This is a genomic window from Methylophaga sp. (genome assembly GCF_009711715.1).
Taxonomy (GTDB): domain Bacteria; phylum Pseudomonadota; class Gammaproteobacteria; order Nitrosococcales; family Methylophagaceae; genus Methylophaga.
In genome coordinates this window covers 72,810-88,905 of sequence record NZ_VENF01000004.1, presented here as the reverse complement: position 1 = coordinate 88,905, position 16,096 = coordinate 72,810, and the positions used below count along the sequence as shown (strand labels likewise).

Sequence of the window (16,096 nt, the reverse complement as noted above, 5' to 3'; positions counted from 1 at the left end):
ATCAGCAGTCTCATACGCATAGCGGAGGGTTGCCATGAAATACCTGATTCTGCCCCTGTTTTTGCTGTTGGGACAAGCCGTACAGGCGCAGACCACAGCGATTGAAATCCGTCACAGCAACGGTGACTTACTGACCATTCAGCGTCTAGCTGATGGTGAGGTATGGGGCTCCTTGTTCCTCAGTGACCGGATGATCGCGAGTTTTGCCAGTCATGAGCTGATTGTATTGCAGATTGATGGTCATCAGCCTATCAAGCTTGAGCAGGGTTTTCGTTCCTGCGGCGCGCCGGCCCCCAAGCCACAACAGGTGGTGTATCAATTTGAGCAGTCGGATAGCGAATGGGCGTTGAATGGTATCGAGGCGACCAGGCCCGATGTGCTCAAACTGCTGGGCTGGGATCAGGATCAATACCAGACTTTACATGCCGATCGTCGTCCTGAAGTTGTCGATTTCCCAATTGACCCGGGTGAAAACCTGAGTCAGCAGTTTCCCAGCGCTGACCAGATCCGTTTCCGCTATGTCACGGATACCGGTGAGCAGCGCGAGTCAGTATTTCAACTCGCGCCGCATCAGCACATCCTTGAACAGCTGGTACCCTGATTACCAGTTCAGATTGAGACCGACATAGACACTCCGGCCCAGTCCCGGTAAGCGTTCACCTACCGCTATGTCCTCATTGCCGCTGACCCGGTTATAGCCGCCCAGATGGTTACGGTATTTGCGATCCAGCAGGTTATTGATACCGCCCTGTAGCTGCACTGACTGACTGAGTTGATAGTCACCGGTCAGATTGAAAATGGCGTAGCCCGACGTTTTTTCTTCCTCGTTTTCTGACGAGACCTGGTTCTGCTCAGCCACGGTCACTGCCTCGATCCCGACTCGCCAGTCAGGCTCGATATAGCTCAGCTGAGTACGTGCAGTGAGTGGGGCGATACGGTACAGATTGTCATTGGTATCGCGTCGCTTGCCACGCACATAGCTGACCGTACCATCGAGTTGCCAGTGATCGGTCAATGCCCATAGCCAGTTGGTGTCGATACCATAAAGTTTTGCGTCAACATTGCTAAACACGAGAGACTCCATAGGCCCTCCGGCAACACCCTGAATGTAATCATTCACATGGTGATAGAAGATACGCGGTGAAACAGCAAACCGGGGGCTGTGCCAGTCCAGACCGACTTCAAATTGATAGGCGGTCTCCGGGTCGAGATTAATATTACCGATGTAGTTTTTGCCGTCAGCCAGGCCGGAAGTCGCCTGCAACGGTAACCATAAATAACGCTCCTGATAGCTTGGCGCACGTTCTTTACGGGCAAAACCCAGCTCCAGATCCAGTGATGAACTGAGGCTGCGGGTAAAAGTCATGGCGATATCTGCCAGGGTATCGTCCCGGCTGCGATCACTGCTGTTGAAATTACTTGCGAGTGTAGCCGGCATTCCGCCCATACTGGTAGCGACCTCGTCGGCATCCATTTTGACATGAGTCAGGCGCAGGCCTGAGTGCATCTGCCAATCATCGTTGACTGCACCGCTCCATTCGGCAAAGGCGCTCAGGCGGTCGCGCTCAACTTCATTGAAGTTATGCACAAAAAACATCGCATTGGTCGGATCAGAAATATCGGCATTGTGCTCAGCACTATCTGCATCAAAGCCGAATTGCCAACCATCCTGACTGTAACCCAGCTCAATGCCCTTGGCCAGAACATCGGTATCATTCTGGCGGAACATCATATCGCGCGGCCGCAGGCTGAAATTATCCATGCGGTGATAGACATCCTGGTAGTTGAGCCGGGCGGTGATCTTACCGCCGTTGTTGAGCTCGTGCGTGATACCGGTATTAAAGGTTTCACCGCGAATGGCCATAATATCCATCGGCAGGGCCGGCGTGCCTGTTTCACCGGTATTGAGGTGGTTAAGGTCGAAATCCAGTTCTGTATTACCCTGGCGAAAACCGTAGGCGAGTCCCAGTGTGTCGCGTTCTGCCTCGGTCGGGAGAATATCACCGCCGTCAAATTCCTGATCATGGGCGCGATCAATGCTGCCTGACAACTGCAGTCGATGGTTCTGATTTGCCAGGCTGGTGATAGCGCCTATGGAACGGTTATCGCCGTTAGTCGCATAGAGACTGCTGAGACTGCCATGTAGCTCGACTTCTTCGCTATTGCCGTATTCAGCTTCTTTTGACTCAGCTTTAACGGTGCCGCCGATGGTTTCAATGCCGCTGCTGACCGGAGCGATGCCGCGATAGACAGAAATTGTATCGACCAGGGTTGCCGGCAGATAGCTCAGCGGGCTGTCCATCCGGTTAGGACCGGCAGCGCTCAGTGCCATGCCATCGACCAGAACGTTGACCCGGTCGGCATACATCCCACGGTACTGGACGATACTGGTTAACGGGCCATTCTGGTTGATATTGGCCCCCGGCAGTTTCTTGAATAATTCACCACTGTCAGACGTACTCAGGTTGCTCTGGGGCAGGGCATAGGGAACGCGCTCACCCGCGGTGGTGGTGACCGACATATCAGGTAACGCTACATGTTCGGCCCTGGAAACAGCCGGTAGCAGGGCAGTGCTGATCAGCAGGCTGAAGGGCAGGATTTTACTGGCAAACATAAGTCTCTCCGTTTTTTATGACTTATGCTATGAAAAATGGGCTGACAAAATTTGCGGGATTTGCGGATCAGGTGTGTGATATCACACAATCGCGCTTTTTCTGTGCATGTTAATCTTGCCCATATTTGCCTCAAGCCGGATTCATGATGGACGCCATTATCAGTTCCTATATCACCGCTTTTCTGCTGGGACTCTTCAGCACGGTCCACTGTATTGCTATGTGCGGATCGGTAATCGGTGCCCTGACTTTGAGCCTGCCGGCCGAGGTCCGTGAAAGCCAGCGCCGCATGCTGCCGTTTGTGTTCAACTACAACATCGGGCGTATTCTCAGTTATGGGATTGCCGGTGTCATTGTCGGCTTACTGAGTTCACCACTGACCCAGCTGAATGCGCATTGGGTTTTACGAATACTCTCCGTGCTGGTAATGATCTCTATGGGCCTGTATCTCGCCGGTTGGTTTCCCAAGTTTGCCCGTGCCGAAAAAATCGGCGCCCCGGTCTGGCGCCTGCTGCAGCCGATAGGCCAGAAGCTGCTGCCGGTACGTTCATTTTCTCAGGCTTTTTTGCTGGGCATGGTCTGGGGCTGGTTACCTTGCGGGCTAGTGTACGCCGCACTGGCGGTGGCCGCTACCGCCGGTGATCCGGTCAAAGGCGGGCTGGTGATGCTGGCTTTTGGTGCCGGCACCTTGCCGGCCGTGATGGGGGCCGGTTTGTTTACCGGTATGCTGGCTTCGCTGGCCCGATCCAGGCAATTGCGGCAAGTGGCCGGCATATTGATTATTCTGATGGCATTGGCGACATTGTTCTGGCCGCTGGAAACGGCGCATAAGCATGACTCCGCTGCGATGGCGCATGTGCATCATTCAGCATCCAATGGTCATGCGTCAGTCAATGAACTGGCAGAGGATGAATAAGGCATGAATCAGACCAGGCTTCCGCAGATATTGGGTCAATCCCCGGAGATTACGCATATCCTGCGGACTTTGCCGATGATTGCGCTGAGTGATGCCAGCGTGCTGATTAGTGGTGAGACCGGCACCGGTAAGGAGTTAATCGCGCTCACCCTACATGAGCAGAGCCGTCGTCGTGACCATGAACTGGTCACCATTAACTGCGCAGCGCTGCCGACAGACGAGGTTGAAATTGATTTGTTCGGCCGCTGTGATGCCGACGGGAATGTGACTTTTCGTGGCCGGCTGTTAGCCGCGCAAGGCTCGACCGTGTTTCTGGATGAAGTCGATGCCTTGCCATTGTCAGTGCAGGCCAAGGTACTGCGTTTTCTGGAAGCCGGCGAATGTCAGCTACAGGGCAGTCATCGACTACATGTTGCTGATGCGCGGATTGTGGCGGCGACCAGTGCCGACTTGCCGGCTGAAGTGAAAGCCGGGCGCTTCCGTGCTGATCTGTATTACCGCCTGCAGGTGGTGCCGATTGATTTACCGCCTTTGCGGGCAAGGGCAGAAGATATCGCTTTATTGCTGAAACATTATCTGCGCGAGTTTGCCGGCAATAACGGCCCGGTTCGGCTGAGTCGCGAGGCCGAGCAATGCCTGCAAGGCTACGCCTGGCCGGGCAATATCCGTGAACTGGAAAACTTCTGTCAGCGCCTGACTTTGCTCAATGCCGGACAATTAATTCAGCTGGAACAACTGCCGCTTGAAATGCGGGGAGAAAGTGCCGCGCAGGCACATCAGTTCAAACTGCCGCCCAGCGGGATTGATCTGGCGCAGGTGGAACTGGATTTGATAGAGCAGGCGCTGGAGATGGCAGCAGGCAACCGCTCCAAGGCCGCCCGTCTGCTGGGCATCAGTCGCGATACGCTGCTTTACCGGATGCAGAAATATCATCTCTCATCCTGAAGCTTGTTTGCTGACAGGGCTAATGCCAAAATCGTCCACAGATTAGAGCTTATTGAGGAAGTCGTGTGAAACAGTATCTGGCCCTGTGCCAACGAATCATTGATGAGGGCGAGTGGGTAGAAAACAAGCGCACCGGTAAGCGTTGCCTGACGGTTATCAACGCCGATCTCGAATACGATGTCGCCAATAATCAGTTTCCGCTGATCACCACCCGCAAGAGCTACTGGAAAGCAGCGATTGCAGAGATGCTGGGTTATTTACGTGGTTACGATAATGCGGCGGATTTTCGCGCTATCGGTTGTCGTACCTGGGATGCCAATGCCAATGATAACCCGGACTGGCTCACTAATCCTCACCGCAAAGGCGAGGATGATATGGGGCGGGTTTACGGTGTGCAGGGCCGCCGCTGGCAGAAGCCGGATGGCACAACGCTGGATCAGCTGAAGAAAATCGCCGACCATTTAAAGCAAGGCATTGATGATCGTGGCGAGATCCTCACTTTCTATAACCCCGGCGAATTCGAGCTGGGCTGTCTGCGCCCCTGTATGCATACCCATACCTTTTCGGTGCTGGGCGATACACTCTACCTGACCTCTTACCAGCGTTCCTGTGATGTGCCGCTGGGGCTCAACTTCAACCAGGTGCAGGTGTTCTTTCTGCTCAAAATCATGGCACAAATCAGCGGCCTGAAACCAGGACGGGCCTACCACAAGATTGTGAATGCCCACATCTACGAAGATCAGCTGGAATTGATGCGCGATGTGCAACTGAAACGCGATCCTTTTCCGTCACCCAAACTACATATCAATCCGGACATCAAAACGCTGGAGGATCTGGAAACCTGGGTGACGTTGGCGGACTTTGAAGTCGAGGGTTATGAGCATCACCCGCCGATTGCCTATCCCTTCTCGGTATAAATTTAAGAAAAGTTTAATCTCACAGGATTACACTGGGTCAAAAGCTGATTGAATGCTTGTTTGACACAGGATTAAGGAAACATGAATACAAAATCTTCATTGCAGGAATACCGGGTCTGGGATCGCAGCATCCGATGGTTTCACTGGATTAATGTACTGTCCGTGCTGACGCTGATGGCGATTGGTCTGGTGATTATGAACAGCAAAGCGCTGGGCATTACTGACGAGGGCAAGATCCTGCTGAAAACTTGGCATGTCTACGTCGCTTATGTGTTTGTGTTGAATCTCGTTTGGCGGATTGTCTGGGGCTTTGTCGGCAGCCGTTTCAGTCGCTGGGGGGCCATTCTGCCTATCGGTGAGAATTATAAACAGCAACGTCGTGCGTTTATGACCAGTTTGAAACAGGGCAAAGCAGTGGGGTTTATGGGACACAACCCACTGGCACGCTGGATGGTGACCATGCTGTTTGTCATGCTCACAACAATGGCGGTAACTGGGCTGGTGCTGGCCGGGACCGATATTTATAAACCGCCGTTCGGCAGCTATTTCAAATCCTGGGTGGCAGAGAGTCCGGAGACTGAGAGCCTGGTGCAGCCGTATTCCGATACCGGTGTGAATGAAGCTGCTTATAAAGAAATGCGTGATTTCCGCTCACCGTTCAAGGAAGTGCATGAGATTGGTTTTTTTGTGCTGGCAGCCCTTGTGATTCTGCATTTACTGGGCGTGATAATCACTGAATGTCGCGAGCGCAATGGTCTGGTTTCGGCGATGTTTACCGGTCGCAAAGTGTTCAGCCATAAACCACTCGACGCTGACGATTAGATCTGCCCCTGTTGTGCCAGTGAAGTCGTATCGGCATCACCGACAATAATATGATCGAGCACGCGGATATCGACCAGTTGCAGGGCAGACTGAATCCGTTTGGTAATCTGAATATCGGCCTGACTGGGTTCGGCTACGCCTGAGGGATGATTATGGGCCAGAATCACCGCCGCCGCATTGTGATGCAGAGCCTGTTTGACGACTTCTCTCGGGTAGACGCTGGCACCGTCGATAGTGCCGCGAAATAATTCCTCAAAGTGCAGCAGCCGGTGCTGATTATCGAGATACAGACAGGCAAATACTTCAAAAGGATAGTGGCGCAGTCGCTGTTTTAAATACAGCTGGGTGGTCCCGCAGTCACTAAAGGCATCGCCACGACTCAGAGTCGATTCCAGATGGCGACGGCCCATTTCCAGTACTGCCTGTAGTTGTACAAATTTCGCCGTGCCCAGACCATGCCCCTGGCAGAAGGTTGTTTGATCGGCTTCCAGCAAAGCGCGCAGGCTGCCGAATTGTGACAGTAATTGTCTGGCCAGATCGTCGGCAGATAAACCGCTGACCCCGGTACGAAGAAAGATTGCCAGTAACTCGGCATCCGACAGATTGACAGCCCCAGCTTTGAGCAGTTTTTCACGCGGCCGATCATCGGCAGGCCAATCCTTGATTGCCATGATTCACATCCTTGTCATTCAATTGCTTAACACTATATTTGCTGTTGTTAGTAAAAACAAACACTTGTATATACTAATGGACTGAAAAATAGTATCCTGTGCGACCTTTGACTTTAACCGATTTTATGGCTGGCAAACTTTATATCCGAACCTTTGGCTGTCAGATGAACGAGTACGACTCGAACAAGATGGCTGAGGTGCTCGCAGATTCGCATCAACTTGAGCAGACCGATATTCCCGAAGAGGCTGATGTTCTGCTGCTTAACACTTGCTCGATCCGCGAAAAAGCGCAGGAAAAAGTGTTCCACCAGCTGGGCCGCTGGAAGCGCTGGAAAGATAAAAAACCCAATCTTGTGATTGGTGTCGGTGGCTGTGTTGCCAGTCAGGAAGGCGAGGCCATTCGCCAGCGAGCGCCTTATGTGGACCTGATTTTCGGCCCGCAAACCCTGCACCGTTTACCGGCGATGCTGGAAGAAGTCAAAATCAGCCGCAAGCCCAGCATTGATATTTCCTTCCCTGAAATCGAAAAGTTCGACAATCTGCCGGCACCGCGCGCTGATGGTCCCACCGCGTTTGTGTCGGTGATGGAAGGTTGCAGCAAATACTGCACCTTCTGTGTGGTTCCATACACCCGCGGTGAGGAAGTCAGTCGTCCGGTCGGTCCGATCCTGCGGGAAATCCGCCAACTGGCAGCGCAAGGGGTGCGTGAAGTCAATCTGCTGGGGCAGAATGTGAATGCCTATCAGGGCATCATCGAAGGCGAGGAAACCGCCGATCTGGCATTGCTGATCCACTATGTGGCCGCGGTGGAGGGTATTGAGCGGATCCGCTTTACCACCTCGCATCCGGTCGAGTTTTCCGACAGCCTGATCGAGGCCTTTGCCGAAGTGCCGGAATTGGTCAATCATCTGCATTTGCCGGTGCAGTCAGGCAGCGACCGCATTCTGGCGATGATGAAACGTGGCCATACCGCCAGAGAGTATCTGGAAAAAATTCAGCGGATTAAGGCCATTCGTCCTGATATCAGCATGTCGAGCGACTTTATTATCGGGTTTCCCAATGAAACTGAGCAAGACTTCCAGGCCACCATGGATTTGATTAATGAAGTCGAGTTCGACCACTCCTTCAGCTTTATTTACAGTGCCCGTCCCGGTACACCGGCGGCAGCATTCCATGACTCAGTGCCTGAGGATGTGAAAAAACAACGGCTGCAGATCATGCAGGATCGTCTGCGTGAACTGGAAGATATGCATGCCCGGGCCATGGTCGGCACTACCCAGAAGATCCTGGTAGAACGTGAGGCGCACCGTGGCGGTGGCGATATGGCTGGCCGCACTGAAAACAACCGCGTGGTCAACTTCCCGGGCGACATTTCCCTCATCGGACAATTTGTCGATGTCCGTATTGACGAGGCTCACAGCAACTCCTTGCGCGGTGAATTGCTAACTGATAGCGTGACTGCATAAGCATTTGGAATTCCATTGTGACCAACTCTACTCATACGCTCGATAGCGTCAGCTTCGAACTGAGTCCCGCCGATAATCCCCGCCTTGCCAACCTCTGCGGCCATATGGACGAGCATATCAGAATGCTTGAGCGCGGCTTTGGTGTCGAGATTAATAATCGCGGGATTAAATTTCAGGTCATCGGTCCCGCCGATGTCCTGCTGCTGGTGCAGACCGTAATTCATGATTTGTATGCCGACACAGCCCAGCATGTGCTGATGCCGGAACAGATCCATCTGGCCATTCGTAACAGCGGCGGCGAGGATACTTCCGCTGGTACGGCACCGGACAAAGAAGTCGTGATCAAAACCAAGCGTGGCCTGATTAAGGCGCGCGGTGATAACCAGCAGGCTTATCTGCGCCGCATTATGACCCACGACATTAACTTCGGTGTCGGTCCGGCCGGTACCGGTAAAACCTACCTGGCTGTGGCCTGTGCGGTGGAAGCCCTGGAGCGCGACTTTGCCCGCCGTATCGTATTGGTCAGGCCAGCAGTTGAAGCCGGGGAGCGACTGGGGTTTCTGCCCGGTGATCTGGCCCAGAAGGTCGATCCTTATTTACGCCCGTTATTTGATGCGCTCTATGAAATGCTGGGTTTTGAGCGTGTCGCCAAGCTGATGGAGCGCAATGTGATTGAAGTTGCGCCGCTGGCCTATATGCGTGGCCGTACGCTGAATGAATCTTTCATTATTCTCGATGAAGCGCAGAACACCACCATCGAGCAGATGAAAATGTTTCTGACCCGGATGGGCTATAACTCCACTGCGGTCATCACCGGCGATATTACCCAGATCGATTTACCCGGTAACCAGAAGTCGGGTCTCAGGCATGCCATTGAAGTGCTGAAGGATGTCGACGGTATCGGTTTCACCTTCTTCCAGGCCAAGGACGTTGTGCGTCATCAGTTGGTACAGAAAATTATTATGGCCTACGATAAGGCGAACAAACCCTCATGACCGTCACGGTTGATTTCCAGCGCGTCTATAAAGGTAACACGCCGCAGCCGGCGCAGTTTCAACGGTGGGCTGAGGCAGCGCTGGCAAATTTAGATGAAGACTGTGAACTGAGCATCCGTCTCGTTGATGAAGACGAAAGTGCCGACTTAAACCGTCAATACCGCGGCAAGCAGGGGGCGACCAATGTACTGTCCTTTCCCTTTGAGTCCCCGGTTGAATTGAGCCCCCGGCTGCTGGGTGACCTGGTGATATGTGCGCCGGTTGTCGAGCGGGAAGCTGAAGAACAGACCAAAGCGGTAGCAGACCACTGGGCCCATATGGTAGTGCATGGTTGCCTGCATCTGCTGGGTTATGATCATATCGAAGACGATGAAGCTGAAGAAATGGAAGCTTTGGAGATAAACATTCTGCAGGCCATGAATATTGCTAATCCCTATCAATGGCTGGGAGAACAACACGCATGAGTGAAGGTCGACCGAGTAGTCAGTCCTGGGTACGTAAACTGAGCAATCTGTTCCTGGAACCCCAGGATCAGGAACAATTGATCGAATTGATCCGTTCCGCTTCCGAGCGCCATATTCTCGACTCAGAAGCGCTGTCCATTGTGGAAGGGGCGCTCAGCGTCTCACAAATGCAGGCACGCGACATCATGATCCCGCGCTCTCAGGTGGTCATGGTCTCCCGTGACGCACCTGCTGAGGAAACCCTGAAACTGGTCACCGAAACCGCACACTCGCGATTCCCGGTCATCGATGATGATCGCGACGATGTAATCGGCATTCTGCTGGCCAAAGACTTGCTGTCAGCAGTGGTCAGCAGCGGTGATTTCAAATTTGAACTGCGCGAGCTACTGCGTCCGGCGGTATTCATACCGGAAAGTAAACGCCTGAACGTGCTGCTGCGTGAATTCCGCGCCCGTCGTAATCATATGGCCATCGTGGTCGATGAATATGGTGGTGTCGCCGGTATCGTCACGATTGAAAATGTGCTCGAGCAAATCGTCGGTGAAATTGAGGATGAACATGACTTTGATGATGATACACCGATCCTGCAGCGCAATGAGAATACCTACACTGTCAAGGCGCTGACACCGGTTGATGATTTCAATGAGTACTTCAACTGTCAGTGGAGTGATGAAGATTTTGACACCATCGGCGGCTATGTCATGAATCAGTTCGGCCATCTGCCCCAGCGCGGTGAACAAATCACTATCGGTTCTTTCCAGTTCACGGTGCTGCGGGCGGATAACCGTCGGCTTTATCTGATGAAGATGGAAATACTGCCAACTGAGCCAGAGTCCGAATCCGGAAACGAATAAGACAGGGAGTGCCATAAGCATGCAGGGCTGGAAAGGTAATGTGTTGGCACTGCTGGCCGGTGCGTTGATGCCGCTGGCGTTTGCGCCGTTTTTTCTGTACCCGCTGGCGCTGCTCAGTCTGCTGCTGCTGTTTCTGACCTGGAATGACACCACTGCCAAACAGGCCGCGCTGCGAGGCTGGCTGTTCGGTCTGGGCATGTTCGGTGTCGGCGTTTCCTGGATTTTTGTAGCCATTCATGTATTCGGCCAGTCAGGTTTCATCCTGGCCGGTTTATTGACCTTCCTGTTTGTTGCCTTTTTATCTCTCTATCTCGCGGTGCTGGGCTTTATACTCAAGCGGCTCAGTCCGGGCGCGTTCTCTGTATCAGATTGTCTTTTGTTGCTGCCTGCCGGCTGGCTGGGTTTTGAACTGTTCAAAGGCTGGTTTTTAAGTGGTTTTCCCTGGCTGGAAGTTGGCGTCAGTCAGATTGAAGGTCCGCTGGCCGGCTATGTGCCATTAACCGGCATTAGCGGTGCCTCACTCATACTGGCAATGACGGCCGGTACCTTGCTTGTTGTGATGAAACAGCGTCGATGGTTGTGGCTGTTCCCGGTGATTATTGTTTGGGGGGCAGGTCCTTTTCTGAACAATATTGACTGGACTGAGCCTGTGGGTGAACCGATTGACACCGCGATTATCCAGGGCAATGTACCGCAGCAGATCAAATGGCAACCGGAGCAACTGGTCAATACGCTGGTACTCTATCAGACCATGACCCAGCAACACTGGGATGCCGATCTGGTGGTCTGGCCGGAAAATGCGCTGCCGGCTTTCTATCATCAGCTGGAAGACTTTTATCTGAAGCCGCTGGCCGAGGAAGCGCGCCAGCATCAAACCGATATTCTGCTGGGCCTGCCGGTCAGTGATGACGACAACATTCGCTATTACAACAGTATGATGTCGCTGGGCTCGGAGGAAGGTTTTTATCACAAACGACACCTGGTCCCGTTCGGTGACTATGTGCCGTTTGAATGGCTGCGAGGAGTCATTGCCTTTTTTGATTTGCCGATGTCGGCATTTGTACCGGGACCACAAAAGCAGCCACTGCTGGCGGCGGCAGGACAGAAAGTCGGTGTGTCGATTTGTTATGAAGATGTCTTCTCAACGGAAGTGTTGCAGACTGTTCCGGAAGCGACGCTGTTGGTGAATGCGACCAATAATGCCTGGTACGGTGATTCCTTCGCGCCGCATCAGCATTTACAGATTTCCCGCAGCCGCGCACTGGAAACCGGGCGGCCACTGGTGCGGGCTACCACCAACGGGATTTCCGCTTTCGTCAACTTCAAAGGGGAAATTCAGGCGCAAACTCCTCAGTTTGAACAGGCTGCGCTGACCCAGACCGTTCAGCCCAGGCAGGGCGAAACGCCCTATGTCACTCTGCAGCGCTGGCCAATCTGGCTGCTGTCATTGTTGATGTTGTGTCTGTGGGCGTATTATCGTCACAAAAAATCCGACTAAAGCGAATCCATGCAATTTCTGACTATTCAGCGCATTCTGGGGATCCTGCTGTCTTTATTCAGCATCACCATGCTGCCACCGGTGTTGGTGTCCTGGTTTTATGATGATGGTGCGGGCCATGCGTTTCTGAAAGCCTTTTTTCTGCTGTTGACCATTGGTCTCTGCTTTTGGCTGCCTGCCAGGCACCATAGAAAAGAGCTCAAGATCCGTGATGGTTTTATCGTAGTCGTCATGTTCTGGATGGCACTGGGTTTGTCCGGGTCTTTACCGTTCTTTCTGACAGAATACCCAAAAATGTCATTTACCGATGCGGTCTTCGAGTCAATGTCGGGACTGACAACGACCGGTGCCACGGTACTGACCGGTCTGGATACGCTGCCTCATGCTGTTTTGTTTTACCGCCAGTTTCTGCAGTGGCTGGGTGGTATGGGCATCGTAGTACTGGCCGTTGCCATTCTGCCGCTGTTGGGTGTCGGTGGTATGCAGCTCTACCGCGCCGAAACACCGGGCCCGATGAAAGATGCCAAGCTGACCCCGCGTATCACTGAGACTGCCAAGGCCCTTTGGTATATCTACCTGTCCCTGACCATCGCCTGTGCACTGGCTTTCCGCTGGGCTGGCATGAGCTGGTTTGATGCGGTGGGACACAGCTTCTCCACCGTCGCCATAGGCGGTTTCTCGACGCATGATGCCAGTATGGGCTTTTTTAACAGCGCGACTATTGAAATGATTACGGTGGCATTCATGCTGGTATCGGGCATGAACTTTTCATTGCATTTCCTCGCCTGGCGTCATCGCAGTATCAAGCATTACTGGAAAGACTCCGAACTACGCACTTACCTGGCCATCCTTGCTGTAATCTCGGTCGTGACGTCCAGTTATCTTTACTTCAGCGAGACCTTTGATGACTTGTGGACTGCTGTGCATCAGGGCGTATTCCAGACCGTGTCGATTGGGACCACGGCGGGCTTCACCACGACCGATTATTATCTGTGGCCTGGCTTTTTACCTATTCTGCTGCTGATGGCCAGTTATATCGGCGGCTGTGCGTTTTCAACCGGCGGTGGCATCAAAGTCATCCGCATTATGCTGCTGTTCAAGCAGGGTTATCGTGAAGTGCTGCGTTTGATTCACCCCAATGCCGTGTTTGCCATCAAGGTCAATGGTAAGGCCCTGCCAGCCAAGGTCGTCGGTGCGGTGTGGGGCTTCTTTGCCATGTATGTGTTCTGTTTCAGTATTATGCATCTGTTTTTGATGTCGACCGGGTTGGATGTGGTGACCTCGTTCTCGGCGGTGACCGCCTGCCTGAATAATCTCGGGCCGGGGCTCGGCGAGGTGGGTGCCAACTTCGGTGATATCAATGCACCGTCAAAATGGGTCTTATGCATGGCCATGCTGCTGGGACGGCTGGAAATATTTACCCTGCTGGTGGTGTTGACGCCGGCATTCTGGCGCCGTTGATGATGGGGGATCGGCAGAAATGGGATCGCATTTACAGTGACTGTGAAGACGGGGCTTTGCAGGCGGCCGATGTATTAACGCAAAATCGTCATTTGCTGCCGTTATCAGGTGTTGCGATGGATTTGGCCTGCGGGCTGGGCGCGAACAGCCTGCTAATGGCGCAAGCAGGACTTGATGTACTGAGTTGGGATATTTCGCCCGTGGCGATCGACAAACTATCAAATCTGGCTGCTGCACGCGGGCTGCCGATCAGGGCTGAAGTGGTTGATGTCGAACAACAGCCGCCTCAGGCGCAGAGTCTGGATGTACTCGTTGTTACTCACTTTCTCAGCAGGGAACTGGTACCGGCGCTGATAGCGGCTTTGAAACCGGGTGGATTATTGTTCTACCAGACTTATTGCCGGGAAAAAGTTTCCGGTCGCGGGCCATCAAACCCTGAATATCTGCTGAAAGATAATGAACTCCTGACCCTGTTTGACGGTCTCAAAATACGTGTGTATCGGGAGGAGTCGCTTTTGGGTGAGCACGATCAGGGCTGGCGTGATCAGGCTATGCTGGTTGCCGAAAAGTCCCGTTAGAAACCGGATCAAACAGACTTGCCTGCGGGAAAGATGATCTATAGAATAATGCGGTTCAGAAGCTCATCTTAGACGATTTGAGCGAGATTTTTAGCAAACACACATTAACGAGTACAGATATGAAAGCGGATATCCATCCAGAATACACCGAGATTAATGTTACCTGCAGCTGCGGTAACGCCTTTAAAACTCGCTCAACACGCACTTCAGACTTGACTCTGGATGTGTGCTCAGAATGCCACCCGTTCTACACCGGCAAACAGAAAATGCTGGATACGGCTGGTCGTGTAGACAAATTCCGTCAGAAATACGGCAAATAAATCTCTGTCGGAATCAAGCTTATGGTTTGATTATGAATTTAGTGTCAGTACATGGTAGTACAACACACGACAGGATACGGAGCCTCTGCCTGCTGGTAGGGGCTTTGTTGTTTCTGGGGCTGTCAGGTTGTGCTGTTAACCCGGTGACCGGCGAGCAGAACTTTGTCATGTTCGGTGAGGATACCGAACTGGAAATGGGCCGGACCAATCATCCCAAAATCATTGCCGAATACGGCCGCTACAAAGATGAAGCCTTGCAGGCTTATGTTCAGTCGGTCGGTGAGAAGCTGGCTGCGGTCAGTCATCGTGATGACCTCGTCTACCGTTTTACCGTGCTTGACTCACCGGTCATCAACGCATTTGCCCTGCCCGGCGGTTATATCTATATCACCCGTGGCCTGATGGCTTATCTCAATTCCGAGGCGGAACTGGCCGCTGTGCTGGGTCATGAGATCGGTCACGTCACAGCTCGTCATGGGGTGCGTCAGCAAAGTGCCGCGCAGGCAGCAAATCTGGGATACACGCTCGGTGCCATTCTACTACCGGAATTACGCGGCGCGGCCTCCCAAAATGTGTTCAATATTCTGGGCGGTGCGCTACTCAGCGGTTACGGTCGTGAACATGAACTGGAATCAGATCGCCTCGGTGCAGAGTATCTGGCTAAAGCCGGCTATACTCCGGATGCGATGATCGATGTCATCAGTGTGCTCAAAAATCAGCAGATATTTGCCGAGGCGGAAGCGAAGAAGCAGGGCCGGGAGTACCAGGGCTATCACGGCTTGTTTGCCAGCCACCCGGATAATGATACCCGCCTGCAGCAGGTGGTCGCCGAAGCCGATAAATACGTTGATGCCCGCAATGGTAATGTCTACCGGGAGGCGTATTTGCAGCGTATCGATGGCATGACCTTCGGTGACAGTGAAGAACAGGGTATTCGCTCAGAAAACCAGTTCTATCATTTGCCGATGCGTTTTGCCTTGGAGTTCCCGCAGGGCTGGCACATCAATAACAACCCGGACAGTCTGCAGGCGATTGCGCCGGAAGGTAAAGCCTTTATGGAAATGGGGGCGACCGATATCAACCGCAGGCTGACGCCGCAGCAGTTTATCCAGCAAAGACTCAAAGTGGATGATCTGCGCTCAGGTCAGACGATTAACAGTCACGGTCTGGAAGGTTATACCGGCCTCACGATTCACCAGAATAAACCACTGCGGCTCGGGGTGGTGTATCTGCGTGATCAGGCCTTTATCTTTTTCGCTACCACGGAAAACAGCCGTGAATTCAACGAGTATGACGCTGAGTTCCTTGCCACTATCAACAGCTTACATGGGTTGAGAGAAGACGAGTTTGATAAAGCACGCGAACTCAAACTGCGGGTTGTGAAAGTGAATGCCGATGACAGTTATGCCCAGTGGGCCAGGAATTCACGCATCAGCAACAGTCCGTTGCAGCAACTGCGTCTGTTGAATGATGATTATCCCGGTGACGAATTGCAGCCCGGCCAACTGGCCAAGCAGGTGCGTTAAGGCGTTAACAGGCCAGTAGCCAGCCGGCTTTAGTCGCCGGTTTCACTCCAT

16 protein-coding genes are annotated in these 16,096 nt (G+C 53.0%); 14 read left to right on the top strand and 2 right to left on the bottom strand.

From position 1 onward, the window contains the following. Positions 1-34 precede the first annotated feature (34 nt). Positions 35-601: a hypothetical protein gene (locus FH755_RS02945; protein WP_292438516.1), complete on the top strand. Its 567-nt coding sequence runs from the start codon at positions 35-37 to the stop codon at positions 599-601. Here FH755_RS02945 and FH755_RS02940 read toward each other — a convergent pair whose 3' ends face one another. Next, entirely contained in the window at positions 602-2,614 is a 2,013-nt protein-coding gene (locus tag FH755_RS02940) for a TonB-dependent receptor (RefSeq protein ID WP_292438514.1), read from the bottom strand. 143 nt (positions 2,615-2,757) lie between these two features. On the opposite strand from FH755_RS02940, the gene FH755_RS02935 reads away from it, so the two are divergent. The 4 genes from FH755_RS02935 to FH755_RS02920 all read left to right on the top strand — a co-directional run bounded on the left by FH755_RS02935 (position 2,758) and on the right by FH755_RS02920 (position 6,212). After that, positions 2,758-3,528 carry a sulfite exporter TauE/SafE family protein gene (locus FH755_RS02935; RefSeq protein ID WP_292438512.1) on the top strand — a complete coding sequence of 257 codons (771 nt, stop codon included), beginning with the start codon at positions 2,758-2,760 and terminating at the stop codon, positions 3,526-3,528. Positions 3,529-3,531: 3 nt separating this feature from the next. Beyond that, positions 3,532-4,473, top strand: coding sequence for a sigma-54 dependent transcriptional regulator (locus FH755_RS02930; RefSeq protein ID WP_292438511.1), 942 nt, complete (start codon positions 3,532-3,534; stop codon positions 4,471-4,473). 65 nt (positions 4,474-4,538) lie between these two features. Beyond that, positions 4,539-5,390 carry a thymidylate synthase gene (locus FH755_RS02925; protein ID WP_292438508.1) on the top strand — a complete coding sequence of 284 codons (852 nt, stop codon included), beginning with the start codon at positions 4,539-4,541 and terminating at the stop codon, positions 5,388-5,390. A gap of 81 nt (positions 5,391-5,471) precedes the next feature. Then, complete coding sequence (locus tag FH755_RS02920; protein ID WP_292438506.1) at positions 5,472-6,212, top strand: cytochrome b/b6 domain-containing protein; 741 nt, start codon at positions 5,472-5,474, stop codon at positions 6,210-6,212. Here FH755_RS02920 and radC read toward each other — a convergent pair. Continuing rightward, complete coding sequence (radC, locus tag FH755_RS02915; protein WP_292438504.1) at positions 6,209-6,883, bottom strand: DNA repair protein RadC; 675 nt, start codon at positions 6,881-6,883, stop codon at positions 6,209-6,211. The two genes, FH755_RS02920 and radC, sit on opposite strands and share 4 nt — an antisense overlap. 125 nt (positions 6,884-7,008) lie before the next feature. Between radC and miaB the strand changes: the two genes are divergently transcribed. The 9 genes from miaB (at position 7,009) to FH755_RS02870 (ending at position 16,045) form a co-directional block, all read left to right on the top strand. Continuing rightward, positions 7,009-8,349, top strand: coding sequence for a tRNA (N6-isopentenyl adenosine(37)-C2)-methylthiotransferase MiaB (gene miaB / locus FH755_RS02910; protein WP_292438502.1), 1,341 nt, complete (start codon positions 7,009-7,011; stop codon positions 8,347-8,349). 17 nt (positions 8,350-8,366) lie between these two features. Continuing rightward, complete coding sequence (locus FH755_RS02905; protein ID WP_292438500.1) at positions 8,367-9,344, top strand: PhoH family protein; 978 nt, start codon at positions 8,367-8,369, stop codon at positions 9,342-9,344. After that, complete coding sequence (ybeY, locus tag FH755_RS02900; RefSeq protein ID WP_292438498.1) at positions 9,341-9,808, top strand: rRNA maturation RNase YbeY; 468 nt, start codon at positions 9,341-9,343, stop codon at positions 9,806-9,808. Before FH755_RS02905 ends, ybeY begins: the two co-directional genes overlap by 4 nt. Beyond that, a complete protein-coding gene (locus FH755_RS02895) occupies positions 9,805-10,662 on the top strand; it encodes a transporter associated domain-containing protein (protein ID WP_292438495.1) in 858 nt (285 codons plus the stop codon). The genes ybeY and FH755_RS02895 overlap by 4 nt, the downstream gene beginning before the upstream one ends. Before the next feature lie 19 nt (positions 10,663-10,681). Further along, entirely contained in the window at positions 10,682-12,160 is a 1,479-nt protein-coding gene (gene lnt / locus FH755_RS02890) for an apolipoprotein N-acyltransferase (RefSeq protein ID WP_292438493.1), read from the top strand. Between the two features lie 9 nt (positions 12,161-12,169). Then, a complete protein-coding gene (locus tag FH755_RS02885) occupies positions 12,170-13,621 on the top strand; it encodes a TrkH family potassium uptake protein (RefSeq protein WP_292438491.1) in 1,452 nt (483 codons plus the stop codon). Further along, positions 13,621-14,199, top strand: a complete 579-nt coding sequence (locus FH755_RS02880) for a methyltransferase domain-containing protein (protein ID WP_292438490.1) — start codon at positions 13,621-13,623, stop codon at positions 14,197-14,199. Before FH755_RS02885 ends, FH755_RS02880 begins: the two co-directional genes overlap by 1 nt. A 119-nt stretch (positions 14,200-14,318) precedes the next feature. Continuing rightward, entirely contained in the window at positions 14,319-14,519 is a 201-nt protein-coding gene (rpmE, locus tag FH755_RS02875) for a 50S ribosomal protein L31 (RefSeq protein WP_292438488.1), read from the top strand. Positions 14,520-14,551: 32 nt separating this feature from the next. Beyond that, positions 14,552-16,045: a M48 family metalloprotease gene (locus FH755_RS02870; protein ID WP_292438486.1), complete on the top strand. Its 1,494-nt coding sequence runs from the start codon at positions 14,552-14,554 to the stop codon at positions 16,043-16,045. Positions 16,046-16,096 lie beyond the last annotated feature (51 nt).